This is a genomic window from Sphingobium rhizovicinum (genome assembly GCF_042647625.1).
Taxonomy (GTDB): domain Bacteria; phylum Pseudomonadota; class Alphaproteobacteria; order Sphingomonadales; family Sphingomonadaceae; genus Sphingobium; species Sphingobium rhizovicinum.
This window is the reverse complement of the sequence record NZ_JBHRVU010000004.1, coordinates 799,793-816,926: the sequence shown is the minus strand read 5'-3', so window position 1 is coordinate 816,926 and position 17,134 is coordinate 799,793. Positions and strand designations below refer to the sequence as shown.

15 protein-coding genes are annotated in these 17,134 nt (G+C 62.5%); 13 read left to right on the top strand and 2 right to left on the bottom strand.

From position 1 onward, the window contains the following. The 13 genes from ACFOKF_RS05340 (at position 1) to ACFOKF_RS05280 (ending at position 15,803) form a co-directional block, all read left to right on the top strand. Complete coding sequence (locus ACFOKF_RS05340; RefSeq protein WP_380793775.1) at positions 1-927, top strand: Gfo/Idh/MocA family protein; 927 nt, start codon at positions 1-3, stop codon at positions 925-927. A gap of 48 nt (positions 928-975) precedes the next feature. Beyond that, positions 976-2,544 carry an alpha-N-arabinofuranosidase gene (locus ACFOKF_RS05335; RefSeq protein WP_380793774.1) on the top strand — a complete coding sequence of 523 codons (1,569 nt, stop codon included), beginning with the start codon at positions 976-978 and terminating at the stop codon, positions 2,542-2,544. Positions 2,545-2,692: 148 nt separating this feature from the next. Further along, the gene (locus ACFOKF_RS05330; RefSeq protein ID WP_380793772.1) at positions 2,693-3,724 is read left to right on the top strand and encodes an arabinan endo-1,5-alpha-L-arabinosidase; all 1,032 of its coding nucleotides are present in this window, start codon (positions 2,693-2,695) and stop codon (positions 3,722-3,724) included. Positions 3,725-3,774: 50 nt separating this feature from the next. Then, entirely contained in the window at positions 3,775-5,202 is a 1,428-nt protein-coding gene (locus ACFOKF_RS05325) for a family 43 glycosylhydrolase (protein ID WP_380793770.1), read from the top strand. 252 nt (positions 5,203-5,454) lie between these two features. Further along, positions 5,455-8,283 (top strand): TonB-dependent receptor, encoded by a 2,829-nt coding sequence (locus ACFOKF_RS05320; protein ID WP_380793768.1) that lies wholly within the window; start codon positions 5,455-5,457, stop codon positions 8,281-8,283. Between the two features lie 113 nt (positions 8,284-8,396). After that, positions 8,397-10,457 carry an MGH1-like glycoside hydrolase domain-containing protein gene (locus ACFOKF_RS05315; RefSeq protein WP_380793766.1) on the top strand — a complete coding sequence of 687 codons (2,061 nt, stop codon included), beginning with the start codon at positions 8,397-8,399 and terminating at the stop codon, positions 10,455-10,457. A 90-nt stretch (positions 10,458-10,547) separates the two neighbouring features. Then, complete coding sequence (locus ACFOKF_RS05310; protein WP_298395067.1) at positions 10,548-11,219, top strand: TetR/AcrR family transcriptional regulator; 672 nt, start codon at positions 10,548-10,550, stop codon at positions 11,217-11,219. Positions 11,220-11,488: 269 nt separating this feature from the next. Further along, the gene (locus ACFOKF_RS05305; RefSeq protein ID WP_380793764.1) at positions 11,489-12,664 is read left to right on the top strand and encodes an amine dehydrogenase large subunit; all 1,176 of its coding nucleotides are present in this window, start codon (positions 11,489-11,491) and stop codon (positions 12,662-12,664) included. Positions 12,665-12,666: 2 nt separating this feature from the next. Next, positions 12,667-13,206 carry a MauE/DoxX family redox-associated membrane protein gene (locus ACFOKF_RS05300; protein ID WP_380793762.1) on the top strand — a complete coding sequence of 180 codons (540 nt, stop codon included), beginning with the start codon at positions 12,667-12,669 and terminating at the stop codon, positions 13,204-13,206. A 1-nt stretch (position 13,207) separates the two neighbouring features. Continuing rightward, positions 13,208-13,810 carry a methylamine utilization protein MauD gene (locus ACFOKF_RS05295; RefSeq protein ID WP_380793760.1) on the top strand — a complete coding sequence of 201 codons (603 nt, stop codon included), beginning with the start codon at positions 13,208-13,210 and terminating at the stop codon, positions 13,808-13,810. A gap of 24 nt (positions 13,811-13,834) precedes the next feature. After that, complete coding sequence (locus ACFOKF_RS05290; RefSeq protein ID WP_298394077.1) at positions 13,835-14,380, top strand: methylamine dehydrogenase light chain; 546 nt, start codon at positions 13,835-13,837, stop codon at positions 14,378-14,380. A gap of 126 nt (positions 14,381-14,506) precedes the next feature. Beyond that, positions 14,507-15,043, top strand: a complete 537-nt coding sequence (locus tag ACFOKF_RS05285; protein ID WP_380793758.1) for a cytochrome C — start codon at positions 14,507-14,509, stop codon at positions 15,041-15,043. Positions 15,044-15,155: 112 nt separating this feature from the next. Then, positions 15,156-15,803 (top strand): hypothetical protein, encoded by a 648-nt coding sequence (locus ACFOKF_RS05280; RefSeq protein WP_380793756.1) that lies wholly within the window; start codon positions 15,156-15,158, stop codon positions 15,801-15,803. A 91-nt stretch (positions 15,804-15,894) separates the two neighbouring features. On the opposite strand, the gene ACFOKF_RS05275 is transcribed toward ACFOKF_RS05280, so the two are convergent. Together ACFOKF_RS05275 and ACFOKF_RS05270 are read right to left on the bottom strand one after the other, a co-directional pair. Then, positions 15,895-16,695: a hypothetical protein gene (locus ACFOKF_RS05275; protein ID WP_380793754.1), complete on the bottom strand. Its 801-nt coding sequence runs from the start codon at positions 16,693-16,695 to the stop codon at positions 15,895-15,897. Between the two features lie 93 nt (positions 16,696-16,788). Then, entirely contained in the window at positions 16,789-17,037 is a 249-nt protein-coding gene (locus ACFOKF_RS05270) for a hypothetical protein (RefSeq protein WP_380797670.1), read from the bottom strand. Positions 17,038-17,134 lie beyond the last annotated feature (97 nt).

Below are 17,134 nucleotides of genomic sequence, written 5' to 3'. Positions count from 1 at the left end.
ATGGACCCGATCCGTATCGCGATCGTCGGCATAGGCAAGATCGCGCGCGATCAGCATGTGCCGGCGATCCGGGGCAACAGCGCCTTCAGCCTGGCGGCGACCGTCAGCCCGCATGATGCAGGTCTGGACGGCGTGCCGCACCATGCCAGTCTGGACGCGCTGCTCGCCGAAGGGCCGGCGGTGGATGCAATCGCGCTCTGCACCCCGCCGCAGGTCCGCTATGATCTGGCGACGCAGGCGCTGAAGAAGGGCGTTCACCTCTTCCTCGAAAAACCGCCCGGCGCCACGCTGGCGGAGGTGGAAGCGCTTAAAAGCCAGGCCGACAAGGTCGGCGTCAGCCTGTTCGCCGCCTGGCACAGCCGCTTCGCCGCCGGGGTCGCCCCGGCGCGCGCATGGCTGGCCGAACGCAAGATCGAGAAAGTCTCGATCATCTGGCGGGAAGATGTCCGCGTCTGGCATCCGGGTCAGGCATGGATCTGGCAGCCCGGCGGCCTTGGCGTGTTCGATCCGGGCATCAACGCCCTGTCGATCGTCACCCATATATTGCCGCGCCCCTTCTTCCTGAAGGACGCGACGTTGGTGCTGCCGGAAAATCGCGCCGCGCCGATCGCCGCCGACATCGCCTTCCGCGATACGGCGGGCGCGCCGATCCACATGGACCTCGACTGGCGCCAGACCGGCCCGCAAAGCTGGGACATCGTCGTTGAAACCGACGCGGGGACGCTCAAACTGTCGCATGGCGGCGCGGTGCTGACCCTGCCCAGCGGCACCGAACATGGCGAGGATGTCGAATATGCCGGCCTTTATGCCCGTTTCGCCACGCTGATCCGGGGCGGCCGGTCGGATGTCGACACCAGCCCGCTGCGGCTGGTCGCCGACGCCTTCCTGCGCGGCACGCGAGAGACGACGGACGCCTTTCACGACTGACTTATCCACAAATTCATTCACAATTTTATCCACAGGGAGAGGACGGACATGACAAAAACCTTGCGCCGCACCGCCGCTGCATTGCTGCTCTGCGCCAGTGCGCTGGCCGGACTGCCGGCCCATGCCGACACCAGCGGCAAGCCGACCAGCGCCACCATCCATGCCGACAAGCCCGGCGCGGTCTATGACAAGCGCGTCTTCACCCAGTTTGCCGAGCATCTGGGCAATGGCATCTATGGCGGCCTTTATGTGGGCAACGACAAGTCGATCCCCAACACCAACGGCTTCCGCAACGATGTGATCGCGGCGCTGAAGAATCTGTCCGTGCCGGTCATCCGCTGGCCCGGCGGCTGCTTCGCCGACGAATATCATTGGCGTGAAGGCATCGGCCCGCAAAAGAACCGCCCGGTCAAGGTCAACACCCACTGGGGCGGCGTGACCGAACCCAACAGCGTTGGCACCCACGAATTTTTCGAACTGCTGCGGCAGGTCGGCGCGGAAGCCTATATCGCCGGCAACGTGGGCAACGGCACGCCACAGGAAATGGCGGAGTGGGTCGAATATATGACCGCCCCCGCCGGCAGCCTGGCGGAGTTGCGCGCGAAGAACGGCCATAAGGAGCCTTGGGCCGTCCCCTATTTCGGCATCGGTAACGAATTGTGGGGCTGCGGCGGCAATATGCGCCCGGAATTCGCAGCGGACGAAACCCGTCGCTACGCCACCTTCGTCAAGGCGCCGCGCGGCACCAAGATCATGAAGGTCGCGGCGGGCGCTAATGTCGACGACTATAACTGGACCGAAACCATGATGCGCGTTGCGGGTCCGCAACTCGATGGCGTTTCGCTCCATTATTATACGCTGCTCAACAGCCAGTTCCCGCCGATCGGCGATCCGTCCAATTTCGACGAATCCGGCTGGGCCAACATCCTGTCCGGCGCCGTCCATATGGACGAGTTGATCACCAAGCATAGCGCGATCATGGACAAATATGATCCGGCCAAGCGCGTGTTCCTGGCGGTCGACGAATGGGGCACCTGGTATGCGCAGGATCCGGGCACCCATCCGGGCTTCCTGCGTCAGCAGAACACGCTGCGCGACGCGCTGGTCGCCTCGATCCATCTCGACATCTTCGCCAAGCATGCCGACCGCGTCCGCATGACCGCGATCGCGCAGATGGTGAATGTGCTTCAGGCGATGATCCTGACCGACGGCAAGAAGATGGTGCTCACGCCCACCTATCATGTCTTCGAAATGTACAAGCCCTGGCAGGATGCGACGGTGCTGCCGATCGACATCCAGTCGCCCTGGTATGCCAAGGATCAGTTCACCATGCCGGCCGTCAGCGGCTCGGCGGTGAAGGGCAAGGATGGCAAGGTCCATGTCGGCCTGTCGAACCTGGACCCGAACCAGTCCAACACGGTGACGGTGAAGCTGGACGGCCTGAACGCCGCGACCGTCAGCGGCCGCATCCTGACCGCGCCGGCGATCAATTCGCTCAACAGTTTCGACGCGCCTGAAACCGTCAAGCCTGTCGCCTTCACCGGCGCGCAGGTCAGCGGCGGCACGCTGACCGTCACGCTGCCGGCCAAGTCGGTGGTGGTGCTGGAACTGCAATAACCTGTTTGGAGCGGGCAGTGGGTGGAATTACCGCCCGCTCCATCCCTTAGGAAAAACGTGCTCCTGCGAAGGCAGGAGTCCAGTTCCGCACTATCAACTGGGCTCCTGCTTTCGCGGGAGCACGGCGTTTATATATGGAGAGGTCATAATGGCCCGACAGATCATCTCTGCCTTGACCGGCATGGCCCTGTTCGCAGCCGCCCTGCCCGCCATCGCGCAGCCAGCTTCTGCCCCTGCCACGCTCAACAGCCAGTTGACCGGCGATCTCGTCCCCACCCATGATCCGGTCATCGCCCGCGAAGGCGACATCTATCACGTCTTCAGCACCGGCCATGGCAAGCGGCTGATCGAGACGCGCAGCTCGCCCGACCTCATCCACTGGACGGCGGGCGATCCGATCTTCACCGCGCTACCCGACTGGGCCAAGGAAGCCATCCCCGGCAGCGATGGCATGTGGGCGCCCGACATCAGCTATGTGAACGGCCGCTATCGGCTTTACTATTCCGTCTCGACCTTCGGATCGAACCGCTCCGCCATCGGCCTCGCCACCAGCCCGACGCTGGACCCCAAGGCGAAAAATTATGGCTGGCGCGACGAAGGGCTGGTCGTCCTGTCCACGAAGGACGACGACTATAACGCCATCGACCCCAATTTCATCATCGACCGCGATGGCCGCCACTGGCTGACGCTGGGCAGTTTCTGGACCGGCATCAAGCTGTTCGAACTGGACCCCAGGACCGGCAAGCCCAGGGACCCGCAGGCCAAGCCCTTCTCCATCGCCCGCCGCCCCGCCCCCGCCGGCGGCCCGGCGCCGGTGGAGGCGCCCTTCATCATCGACCATGGCGGCTATTACTGGCTGATGGTCAGCTATGACTATTGCTGCAAGGGCGTGAACAGCACCTACTACACCGTCATGGGCCGGTCGAAGGCCATCACCGGCCCCTATCTGGGCAAGGATGGCAGCCCCCTGATGGAGGGCGGCGGCACCATCTTCCTGCGCGCCGATCTTCAGGAACAGCAGCGCTTTCGCGGCCCCGGCCATGCCGGCTGGCTGCATGATAAGGACGGCAAGGACTATGTCGTCTACCATGCCTATGACAAACAGGCGAACGGCGCCCCCACCTTGCGCATCGCGCCGGTGCGCTGGGGGGCTGACGGCTGGCCCCAAGCCGAATATTGATCCATTTGTCTGACTAGATTTTTTTCACGCCGCATTTCGGAGAGACTCTGATGCCCTTCACCCTGTCCCGCCGTGGCTTTATCGGCAGCGCCGCCGCGCTTTCGGCCGCGCCGGCGATCGCCCGCACCGCTTCGGCCGAGGCGGCCGCGCCGGTGCCCGTCAACCCGCTGGTCAAGCAGCGCGCCGATGCGCAGGTCTTCCGTCATGATGACGGCTATTATTACATGACCGGCTCCGTCCCCGAATATGATCGCCTCGTCCTGCGCCGGTCGAAGACGATCGCGGGCCTCGCCACCGCCAAGGAAGCCGTGCTCTGGCGTCATGAAGCGAGCGGCCCGCGCTCCGGCTTCATCTGGGCGCCCGAACTCCACCAGATCGACGGCAAATGGTATATGTATTTCGCCGCCGGCCCCAGCGGCGGCGGGGACGATGTGTTCCGCATCCGCACCTATGCCGTGGTCTGCGACGGCTCCGATCCGATGACCGGCAAATGGAGCGTGCTGGGCGAATTTCAGGCGCCCTGGGATAGCTTCAACCTCGATTCCACCAGCTTCGTGCACAAGGGCGTCCGCTATTTCGCCTGGGCGCAGCGCGAACCGGGCATCGACACCAACAGCAACCTCTATATCGCCAAGCTGGAATCGCCGCTGAAGCTGGCCGGCAAGGCGACCCGTTTGACCGTCCCCACCCTCGACTGGGAAATTCGCGGCTACAAGGTCGCCGAAGCCCCCGCGGTCCTGCATCGCAACGGCCGCCTGTTCATGACCTATTCGGCCAGCGCCACCGATGCGCGCTATTGCCTGGGCCTGCTGACGGCGGATGAGAATGCCGACCTGCTGGACGCCAAAAGCTGGACCAAGTCGCCCCAGCCAGTCTTCGTCACTAATACAGCCACCAGCGTCTATGGCCCCGGCCACAACAGCTTCACCGTGGACGAACAGGGCCGCGACATCCTCGTCTATCATGGCCGCGACTATGAAGCGATTGAGGGCGATCCGCTGTTCAATCCCGATCGCCACACCCGCGTCCAGCGCCTCTATTATACGGCCGATGGCACCCCCGATTTCGGCGTGCCGGTCGGCAATGGCCCGACGCCCGAACGCTTCATCTCCGCCGCCAGCCCCCTGTCGCTGCTGGCGCACGACGGCACCCGCCTGATCGGCGGCAATCCGACGCTGGCCCAGACCCAGTTCCGCCAGACGCCCGGCCGCGCCGGCAAGCAAAGCGTGATGCTGTCCCCCATTCTGCTGCCCGACCATTATCTGGTCGCCAGGAAGGACGGATCGGTAACGCTGGAAAAGGACAGCAAGAATGCGGACTTCGCGTTGCGCAGCCAGTTTGTGCGGTTTCAGGACAAGGGCAGCGACCTGCTACGCTTCGTCGCCATTGCCGCCCCTGGCAAGGCTTTGGGGCTGACCGACGGTCAGGTTCAACTGGTCGGTAGCCGGGATATGACGGCCTATTGGCGCGCGGACTGACCGCCCAAGTCTGACAATATAAAAGCAGAAAAGGGTCGACCGCCATCGTGCGGCCGGCCTTTTTTCAGAAAAACCCCGGATTTCAATCATGAAATCCCCGACATTTCCTAACATGCAGCATAAATATCACAAGCATCCCATTTCATGGGACCACACCCCAATTTTCCGCTTGCGATTCATTTGTCGGAGCAATAATTAGTCAGAGTAATTCACGCATGGCGTAACCGCGCCAGCCCAGGGGAGGATATTCAAATGGCTTTCAAGCCGGTCGCACTTGCTTCCGCTTCCATCGTCGCGCTCATGCTGTCGGGCGCCGCACACGCCCAGGATGCAGCCGTCACCGCGCCGCAGGGCGAAGACGAAGCCGCCGACATCGTCGTCACCGGCGTCCGCGCCTCGATCGTCGGCGCGCTCAACGTCCGCAAGCAATCCACCCAGATCGTCGATTCGATCGTGTCGGAAGACGTCGGCAAGCTGCCCGACAATAATGTCGTTGAAGCGCTCCAGCGCGTCACCGGCATTCAAGTCACCGACCGCGCCGGTGGCGAAACCGCCGCCATCACCATTCGCGGCCTGACCGATCCGCTGACCACCCTCAACGGCCGCAACATCTTCACCGCCGCCGGCACATCCTTCGCCTTGCAGGACATTTCGGCGAACCTCGTCAAGCAGATCGACGTCTACAAAACCCGTTCGGCCGATCAGCTGGAAACCGGCCTTGCCGGTCAGATCGACGTGCAGACCCGCCGTCCGCTCGACTTTGACGGCTTCACCATTTCGGGCCTGGCGCGCGGCGTCTATTCGGAACTGGCCGACAAGTTCAATCCGAACGTCGCCCTGCTCGTCAGCAATCGCTGGGAAACCGGCATCGGCGACATCGGATTCCTGATCAACGGCAGCTACACCAAGGCCCGTTATCGCAACCAGAATCTTCAGGCCGGCGCCATGGTGCCCTTCGCCACCGAAACCCCGCCGGAAGGATCGGGCCTGACCCCGTTGCAGCGCATCTTCCCCGGCGCCACCAACGAAAACTGGACCCCGGGCCTCGACGCCGGCCTGCCCACCGCGCCCGGCTCCACGCTGAATATCAATGGCGTTGAAACGCCCTATTATCTCTCGCGTGACGCCGTCATCGCGTCCGACCTCTATGGCAAGCGCGAACGTCCTTCGATCAATGCCGCGCTCCAGTGGGCCCCCAATGACAGTTCGGTCTACACCGCCGAAGTGTTCTACACTGGCTTCCGGGGCGAAACCTTCAACAGCCTGCACTTCAGCTTCGCCGACTGGTGGGGCAATCTGCCCACCGACGTCGCAAACAGCTTCGAACTTTATGACGGCACGAACATCATCAAGTCGCGCCAGATGGGCGCAGTCGCCGGCTTCAACAGCGGCGACATGGCGACCAACAAGACCGACAGCTATGTCTATGCCCTGAACGCCAAGTGGGACGTGGGCGAGCGCGGCAAGATCACCGCCGACATCGCCTATCAGGACAGCAAGAACGAAACCTCCTTCTTCGCCATCCGCACCGATCGCGGTCCGCTCGACCTGAATATCGATTTTAATGGCGGCGGCGGCCTGCCCTCCTACAGCTTCGGCAATCAGGGGGTGCTGACCGACGCGTCGGCCTGGACCGTTGGCAATCTGTTCGACAGCGGCACGAAGAACACCGGCAGCGCGCTGACGATGATGCTGGATGGCGAATATAAGTGGGACGAAGGCTTCCTGCGTCGCATCAAGGCGGGCTGGCGCTATGACGCCCGCAAGGCCGACAGCTATGTCCGCGATCAGGGCGCAGGCGGTCTGGGCATCACGCTCGACGCCCTGAGCGAAGGCACGCCCTTCACCAACAGCGGCTTCTTCGACGGTCGCGCCGACATTCCGACCAGCTGGGTGCTGGCCGATCCGCGCAGCATGGACAAGGACGCCGTGCGCGCCCTCTACCGCGCCGCCTATCCGACCGCCGGCCTGCTGCTGTCCGACCAGATGAGCTTTGGCCATGTGTTCGGCATCAACGAAACCAATCTGGCCGCCTACATCGTGGCCGATGGCGAACTGGAACTCTTCGGCCGCCCGCTCCAGCTTCAGGGCGGCGTGCGTTTCGTGGCGATCGACACCGACTATGATTATTTCGATCGCGGCGCCAATTTCGCCCGGACCAGCGTGGCCACCAACTCGCAGAAATTCCTGCCGTCCTTCACCGCACGCTATAATCTGACGGACAATCTGCGCATCCGCTTCAACTATGGCGAAACGCTGCGCCGTCCGGCCTTCGGCGACCTCAACCCCAATCTGGCGCTGGGCGGCGATCTGTCGCGCGTCGGCTTCGGCACGGGCTCTTCGGGCAACCCCAATTTGCGGGCGACCCATTCGAAAAATATGGACCTTGCGATCGAATGGTATTTCGAACGCAACAGCGCCATCTATGCGACGGCTTTCCAGCGCAAGATCGACGGCCTGGTCGTTCCTCTGACCGTGCGCGAGTTCATCCCGAACAACTATCTGCCGCGCAACGAAACCTATACCGAATATTTCAACATCACCCGGCCGGAAAACGCCTCCAACGGCACGCTCAAGGGTCTGGAACTGGGTCTGACTTACTTCCCGTCCTATCTGCCCACTTTCCTTGATGGTCTGGGCTTCACCGGCAGCGCGACGATCCTGGATTCCGAACAGACGATCCCGGTCGTCAACAATGAAGGCGAAATCACCGGCACGGCCAAGTCCGCCTTCTTCGGTGTGTCGAAGCTGTCCTACAACGCCACCCTGGCCTATGATAAAGGCCCGGTCGGCGCCCGCCTGTCCTATATCTGGCGCAAGGGCTTCCTGAACAACAATGAAGCCCGCGCCTTTGCCAACCCGATCGGCATGTGGCGCGCGCCGGAAAAGAGCCTGGACTTCCAGCTGACCCTGAACGTGAACGAAGACATCGGCATCACCTTCGACGCGGTGAACATCACCAAGGCGAAGCAGCAGAATTATTACAAGTTTGGCGATGTTGGCAATCCGACGCAGTTCAACTCCAGCACGCTGCTGATCGACCGGACCTTTGCTCTGGGCGTCCGCTTCAAGTTTGACTGAGTGCCCGATGGGCGTGGCGTCTCCTCGCCGCGCCCATCATCATGGCGGCCGTATCGGGATGCTCTCCAGTCCCGCTGCGGCCGCCATATTTATTTGTGGATTACAGGGAGAAGATGATGCGCGCGATCACCATGCTGCTGCTGGCTGGGGCAGCCTTTGCCGGGATCGGCGCCGCCTCTCCTGCCCCTGCTGCGGACCAGCCTTTGATGGACACGGCCGCCATCGCCACCCAGCGCTTCGGCAATGACGCGCCCTGGTATCGCGATCGCATCCCCTTCTTCGAATCCGCCGATCCGACCATCGACGCCGTCTATTATTATCGCTGGCAGGTCTATCGCGGGCATCAGCGCGATCTGGGCGCGGAAGGCTATATCACCACCGAATTTTTCGACGATGTCGACTGGCAACGCCATCCCTATGCCAGCCTGAACGACGCCAGCGGCTTCCATATCGGCGAAGGGCGCTGGCTCAACGATCGGCGCTTCGCCGACGATTATATCAACTTCATGTATGGCAGCGGCGGCAATGATCGGCACTTCACCGATCATATGGCCGACAGCGTCTGGGGCCGTTATCTGGTCGATGGCGATCGCGCGGACGCGGTGAAGCATCTGCCGGTCATGAACCACATCTACCGGCTGTGGGACGACAAGTACGACTTCGACAAGGGCCTCTATTTCGTGGAGCCGTTGCTCGACGCGACCGAATATACCGTCTCCTCGATCGACGCTTCGGGCGGCAAGGACGGGTTTCGGGGCGGCGACGCCTTCCGCCCCTCGGTCAACAGCTATATGTTCGCCAATGCCCGCGCCCTCTCCAAAATGGCGGAGATGGCCGGCAACAAGGCCATGGCGGCCGACTATGCCGCCCGCGCCGACGCCCTCAAGCAGCGCGTCCTGACCGACCTGTGGAGCGACAAGCTCACCCATTTCATCGACCGCCACCAGTCGCGGAAGAATGAGTTCGTCAATTACTGGGATCCGATCCGCAATCGCGAACTGGTCGGCTATCTGCCGTGGATGTTCAACCTCGTCCCCGACGATGCGAAATATACGGCGGCATGGGCGCATCTGCTCGACCCCGCCTCGCTCGCCGGGAAAGCGGGGATGCGCACGGTCGAGGCGAATTACGAATATTATATGCGCCAATATCGCTATCTGGGCGAAGCGCCCGAATGCCAGTGGAACGGCCCGATCTGGCCCTATCAGACGACGCAGGTGCTGCACGCCATGGCCAATCTGCTGGACCATTATAAAGCCGACGGCCCCGTCACCCGCAGCGCCTATATGCGCCTGCTGCGCCAATATGCCGCGCTTCATTATCAGGGCAGCGGCAAGGATCGGCGACTGGATATCGAAGAGGATTATCACCCTGAAACCGGCAGGCCGATCGTCGGCCTCGACCGCAGCCATCATTATTTCCATTCCGGCTTCAACGATCTGATCCTGACCGGCCTGGTCGGCATCCGCCCCCGCGCCGATGATGTGCTGGAAGTGAACCCGCTGCTGCCCAACACTGGCGACAGCCAGACCCTGCCCTGGTTCCGCGCGCAGGACATTCCCTATCATGGCCATAAGGTCGCGGTGACATGGGATGCGGACGGCCGCCACTACCGGCGCGGCAAGGGGCTTTCGATCGAGGTTGACGGCGGCGAAGTCGCCCGGCGCGACACGCTCGGCCGCATCGAAGTTCCCGTCGCGCGCGCAGCCACGCCCGCCATCGCCCGTCCGATCAATCTGGCGGTGCAGCTGGTGCGCGGCCAGTTCCCGATCGGCTCCGCCTCCAGCAACGACGCGCCGGAAAATGTGCATGATGCGATCGACGGCCGCGTCTGGTTCTTCCCCGAACTGCCCAATGGCTGGTCTTCGGCGCCCACCCCGGCGGCATCGCAGCAATATTATGCGATCGATCTGGGCAAGCCCACCGCGCTTGCCCGCGCCGAACTCGCCTTCTTCGCCGACAACAAGGGTTTCGCCGTGCCGCAAAGCTATCGCCTGCAAGCATGGATCGACGGCGACTGGCGCGACATCGCCGCGCCAATGGACAGTCCGGTCGCCAATGGCGTGACCGATGTGCGCTGGCCGCAGATTCAGGCCAGCAAGGTCCGGCTGCTCTTCACCCAGCCGGCGGGCAAGGCCACGCGCCTGGCCGAATTCAAACTCTTTGGGGACTGAACAACGAAGGACTGAGGGAAACCCGCCATCCCCGCCGCCATCTTTGCTGGCCACCGCCAGAAAGGAGTGATACACCGCCCAATAAGTCAAATGACGCAGATACTCGCCCCTTCCCGTCCCGGCATCTATGCCAGAGGCACCGAAACGGTTTCCGCCATTTTGAAGGCGGCGCTGGACGTGCTGATTGACGAGGGGGCGGATGCCTTTACTATCCGCCGCATCGCCGCGCGCTGCGACATGAAGGTGGGCAATGTCAGCTATCATTTTCCCCGCAAGGAAATGCTGATCCAGGTGCTTCTGGACGAGCTGGTCGACAGCTATGGCAAGATGCTCGACGATGTCGTGCGCAAGCCGGGCCTGACCGCCGAAGAACGGCTGAAGCTGGTCATCATCCTGTGCCTGGACGATATTGGTTCCAAACGCACCACCCACCTCTTCACCGAACTGTGGGCGCTGGCCAATCATAATGAGTTCGTCGCCGACCGCGTCCGCGCCTTTTACGAGCGGGTGCATGGCGTGATCGGCGATTATGTCGCCGCCATCAATCCGGCCCTGTCGGAAGAAGATGTGCGCACCGTCGCCCTGTTCATCAGCGCGACGATGGAGGGGGCCACCCCCTTCCTGGGCCATGGCAAGCCCTGGGCGGACAAGATGCCCGCCTTCACCGCGCTCGCCGTTCAGTCGCTGGTGACGCTGGCCCGCACCGCCACATCAAGCGACATCGCCGCGCTCGCCCCGGCAAAAGAGCCGGAACTGGCTTAAGAGCCTGTTTGGAAGTGCGCCTCCGGCGCATCCGCACCGGCCCACACCCCCACCCGACCTCCCATCAGGATACCATGTCTGGGTAGTCGGGTGGGGGTGTGGGCCGGTGCCGCAATGAAAACGCGCTCTTTCGCGCATTTTCAAAAAACCCTAAACCTATCGCGCCGCAACATTTATTTGTTGCCAGACCGTTTCACCCCCTTGACCGAATCTGGACAGGTGTCAAACCTTGTCATCGACGCAGCAGGCACCAAGGGGGATCAGCCAGCATGTCGAACGCCACACGCAGGATTTTCGCCGCCGCTTTCTCCGCCCTGTTGCTGGGCAGCGCCGCCATCGCGCACGCCGACTTGGCCGACACCAAAGCCGCGCTGGAGCCGGAGGAATCGGATGTTCTGACCATCGATCCGCCCAAGCCGACATGGTTCTATGTCGACGGCGGGTGGGATATGCCGGGCACCAGCATCTTCGACGGCGAAAGCGGCAAGATGAAGGGCATGGTCGAAACCCGCCGCCTCGCCGATATGGCGATCGATCCGGCCGGCCAATATTATTATGTCGCCGAAACCATCTGGTCGAAGGTTGATCGCGGCACCCGGCAGGACATGGTGACGGTGTATGACAGCAAGACACTGAACCTCGTCACCGAAATTCCCTTGCCCGGCCGCATCCTCATCGGATCGCGCAAGAATAATTTCATCGTGAGTGACGATGGCAAGACCGCCTATGTCTATGATTTCAGCCCGACGTCGGGCGTAAACATCGTCGATCTGGCGAAGAAGAAGTTCACCGCCGCAATCGAACTGCCCGGCTGCGCCAGCCTGATGCCCAATCCGGGCGTCGGCTTTTCGGCGCTCTGTTCGGACGGGTCGATCGCCACCGTCGCGGTAAAGGGTGCGAAGGGCGACATCACCCACACCGCCCCCTTCTTCGACGCGACCAATGATCCGATCTTCGATAATTTCGCCTATGACCGGAAGAAGAAGACCACCACCTTCCTCACCTATACCGGCCAGATTTACGTCGCCCAGATCAGCGCCAGCCCGACCGTCGCCGCGCCCTTCTCGATCCAGACGGCGGCCGGCATCCGCGTCGGCGAAACCAAGCCGCTGGAGGTCAACTGGTATCCCGGCGGCCGCCAGCCCATGGCGCTGCACCGCGCGACCGGCATGTTGTTCGTGCTGATGCACAAGGGCGAATATTGGTCCCACAAGGAATCGGGCAATGAAGTGTGGCAGGTCGACGTCGCCGCGCAAAAAGTGGTGAAGCGCTTCACGCTTAAAGACCCGATGAACAATATCGAAGTGTCGCAGACCGCCAAGCCGCTGCTCTATATGAACGGCGAAAAGGGTGAGGCGCTGGTGCTGGACGTCGCCACCGGCGAAGAAAAGCACAAGATCGAGAAGGCCGGCGGCGGCGTCATCACCGTACCGGAGGTCTATTGACCGTGGGAACACTGGTAGAGCAGGCGCTGGCCCTGTTCGGCCTGACCGTCTCGATCGCCGTCGGCCTGCTCTTTCTGGCCGCCGGCATCGCCCAATGGCGGCACCGCGCCCTGCTGTCCGGCGTGATCGCCAATTACCGGCTGCTGCCCGCCGCGCTGGTCGCCCCGGCCGCCACGGCGCTGCCACTGGCGGAGGTCGCGACCGGCGCAGCGCTGCTGATCGGCCTGCATCCGCTGGCGGTCGTCGCGGCGATGGCGCTGCTGCTGCTCTTTGCAGGCGCGATGGCGATCAACATCGTGCGCGGCCGCAGCCATATCGATTGCGGTTGCGGCCATGGCGCGCTGCGTCATCCGATCGGCTGGCCGCTGGTCGCCCGCAACATCGCGCTCGCCGCGCTGCTGGGCCTGCGCCTGCCGCCCGCCCCGACTTTCGGCGTGATGGACCTTGCCACCGCGATCGCCGGCGGCGCTGCCATCGCGCTTCTCTGCCTGCTGTTCCAGTCGCTGACGGCGCTCGCCGCGTCGCCCGCTCATCGGAGATAATATGCTGACTTCGCTCATCATTTCGCAGATCGTCTCCTGGATCGTCATCCTCGGCCTCGTCGTCGCGCTGCTGGCGCTGGCGCGGCAGGTGGGCGTGCTGCACATTCGCGTCGCCCCGGCCGGCGCGCTGGCCACCAGCGGCGGCCCGTCCGTGGGCAGCAGCACCGGCGCGATCGTGACGCAGGATCTCAATGGCAGGGCGGTGACGATCGGCGGCCACGCCCATGGCGTGTCGCTGCGCCTGCTGCTGTTCGTGTCGGCGCAATGCCCGCTCTGCAAGGCGGTGATCCCGATGGCGACCAGCTTCGCCCATGCGGAGCGCGTCGCCCTGACCTTCGTTGGCGATGATGATGTCGCCGCCCAGCGCGCCATGATCGCCCAGCATGGGCTGGAAAGCTACGCCTTCGTCAATGGTCCCGAGGTTGGGCAAGCCTATGAAGTCGCCAAGCTGCCCTTCGCCGTGCTGCTCGACGCCGAAGGCGCGATCTTGTCCAAGGGGCTGGTCAACAGCCGCGAGCATCTCGAAAGCCTGATCGTCGCCCACGAAATGGGCATCCGCACGGTGCAGGATTATATCGGCGGCCTGAAGGCGCAGGCGGCGTAAAATTCGATTTTGGGGGAACGACAGATGAAGAAGTTCAACGCTGACGCCCTGGGGGAAAAGCTGCTGCGCACCTTCGCCGGCGGCTCCTCGCGCCGGTCGATGCTGACGCGGCTGGGGGCCGCCCTGGTCGCCGCGCCCGCTTTCCCGCTGCTGCCCGTCAGCCGCGCCGAAGCCGCCAAGCCCGACCGATCGCCCGAAGCCAAGACTTTCTTCGCCCGCACCGCGCAGACGAAGGACGACACCAAATGCGACTATTGGCGCTATTGCGCGATCGACGGGGCCCTATGCACCTGTTGCGGCGGCGGCATTCATAGCTGCCCGCCGGGCGCGGAGCCTTCGCCGGTCAGCTGGGTCGGCACCTGCATCAACCCGGATGACGGCAAAGCCTATCTGATCGCCTATCGCGACTGTTGCGGCAAACCCGCCTGCGGCCAGTGCGGTTGCGACAATACCGACCGCGAAACCCAGCTCTACATGCCCCAGCTCAACAATGACGTGATCTGGTGTTTCGGCACCAGCAGCATGGATTATCACTGCTCCACCGCCGTCATGGTGGGCGCGGCAAGCTGACATTTCGTCATTGCACGCGTAGCGAAGCAATCATGCGCGCGACTATGGATTGGTTGGGCTTCGCCCGCCTTCGGCACGCTACGCTTGCAATGACGGATGGATAGGGAAACGGCGCAGATAAAGAATATGTCGACCGACATGCTGTCACGCTCAGTCCGTCCCATCCTTGGCTCCGCCCTGCTCCTGCTCGGCGCCACCGCCGGGTTGCGCGCCGCGCTACCGCCCATGGGCCTGCTGCCCGCTGCCATCACCGATCCCGAGATGGCCCGCGCCGACTATGTCGAACAATGCGCCGGCTGCCATGGCGTCAATGGCAGCACCGCGCCCGCCCAACTGCCCGAACTGCGCGGCCGGGTCGGCTGGTTTCTCTGCACGCCTGCGGCCCGCGCCTATCTGATCCGCCTGCCCAATGTCGCGCACAGCCGGATCAAGGATAATCAGCAACTGGCCGACATGATGAACTATGTCGTGTTCGGACTGGGCGGCGCCAGCGCGCCATCGGGATCAAAGCCCTTCACCGCCGATGAGATCGCCCGCGAACGTGCGCAGGCGCTGTCCACCACCATGCTCAAGGCCGAACGCGCCCGCCAGGTCGACAGCGCCATCCGCCAATGCGGTGCCCCCGCCTCCCTGCGCCTCCTCTATCCGGGGCAAAAGGGATAGGCTGCAGCATAGGTTTGGATGGTCAGGAAGCGACCAGAAGTGGACATCTGAACTCCTTGCGTTAACCACCGTGAGCAGACAAAAATGCGGTTCGCAGTCTAAGGGGGCGCCGATGGTTCACGTTTTTTGCAATTTGGAAGAGTTGGGCGGCGGCCTTCCGGCGATGTGTGACATGACCTTCGAGATTGTCGAAACAGCCTATGATGAGAAAGCGAATTTCTGGCAGCTAAAATTCCGTGCTGATGCGACTCCATATGAACCAGTTGGCTTTATTGCGATCATTCCGGTTTCGGGATGGCAAGAGCAGATCGATGGCGAAGAAAATGATGCTTTTCGTAGTTTTTGGGGACCGATAACACTTTGTTCCTGCGGAATTGAAAGTGATCGCCTCCTAACCCTGCTCGCAGCTTATTATGGCATTTCCACACCGCGACCAAAAAATGAAGGGTTCGTAAGAAAGTTGTTTGGGAACAAAGGCCATGGCGTTATCAATGAATTAAAATTCGCCAGCAGAGTCGAATGTTTTGCGGTCGGTATAAATTCAGATCCATCTTTAGTTGCCAAAAAACCAGTTCACATGAAACTATTCCTAGAAGATGGCGTTGAGAATGGCCGATATGCAGAGGTTTTTCTTGATATTGATATGCTTCAAGGGTTTGCTGCACTGAACGAAAAAGATGAAGGCTATCGGACGGATTTGGTTCATTGGCTGTCACTTCCGGGGAATGTGATGGCTAATCCATACGCAAGCCAAGCCTGAACCGACGACTGATATTGGCTAAACTCATCCCAGAGTCGACCGTCCCCTTCCCACCCTTCCAGGCCCAATAATGCGCCGCCACGTCGCAGACTTATTCCGGCGCAGCGGTCGCCATGTCGGTCGCCCTATCCTTCACCCGCTCTGCCGCCGCGTTCAGGAAAGGCTGAACCCGCAACCGGGGGAAAACCTCTTCGATCGGCTTGATGTCGGGCAGGATGTAGACGACCCCGCCCTTGCGCTTGAACAACGGGCTGACCCCCTGATTGTAAAAAACCTTCGGCACGTTGATGCAGCCAAAGGTGATGCGATTATCATCGATCGCAGGCGACAACATGCGTTCGCGCCGCTTCTCCTTGGGGTTGCCCGGCGGAATCATGTGCAGCGCGACCGACGTCGCATAATCGACCCACAAGACCCGCGTCTTGCCCGCCGCCACGCCGAATTTCGCGATGAAGCGTCCGGCCGGCGTGGTCTTTTCGGCAGGACCGATCTCAGCCAGCGACTTGCTGCCCACGCCCGGCGTCGCATCATCCCCCGGCGCAATGCCGATCAGCACCGGCGCATCAGCCAGCGGCTTGCCTTTGGCGTCGAACAGAAAGGCGTGCGCGCCCTTCTTGTCGATGATGACATAGGGAAGGCCGCGATTATCATGCGAAGTCTCAACCCACTGGGCGACCTGCTCGGCCTGCGCCGACCGAACCACTGGCGGCGCAGGCGGGGCTTTGGCCGCCGCAGCCGGCTTTTTCTTCGCCCCTGCTTTTTTCGCCGAAGCCTTCTTTGCCGGCGCCTTCTTCGTCTGCGCCTTGGCTGCGACCGGCGCGGCCTGCCCGGCATCGGCCACTCCAACCGTCAGCAGCGCGAACCCGGCCAGCGCCGGGAAAATTCTGATCATGCGTGGGGATACTCGGGGAAAGGCGTCGGCGCCTGAAAAGGGAAAAGGGCGCCGACGCAGGATGTCATGATCTTCTGGTTATGAAAGCAATCGTCAGTTGCGCGCGCGCTTGCGCTGCGCTTCGGCCATGCGCTGCTCGACGCTGTCGACGCGGCCGTTCAGCTGGTCGAGACGCTGGCTGTTCTGCTGCGCCTGGCCCGATGCCGACTGCGCTTCGGCCAGCGCCTGGCGCGCGGTGCCGTCAGTGGTCTGCAACTTCGAATCCAGCGCATCGACGCGCTGGTTCACGGTCGCGACCTGTTCGCGGACAAACCCTTTAGTGGCGCAGCCACCCAGTGCCATGGAACCCACCAGCACGACGGCCAGGGGGCCAATTTGGTCAGAGACGGCGACATCTTATTCTCCTTATCGGTAACATTGCCGCAACAGACGAAGCCGA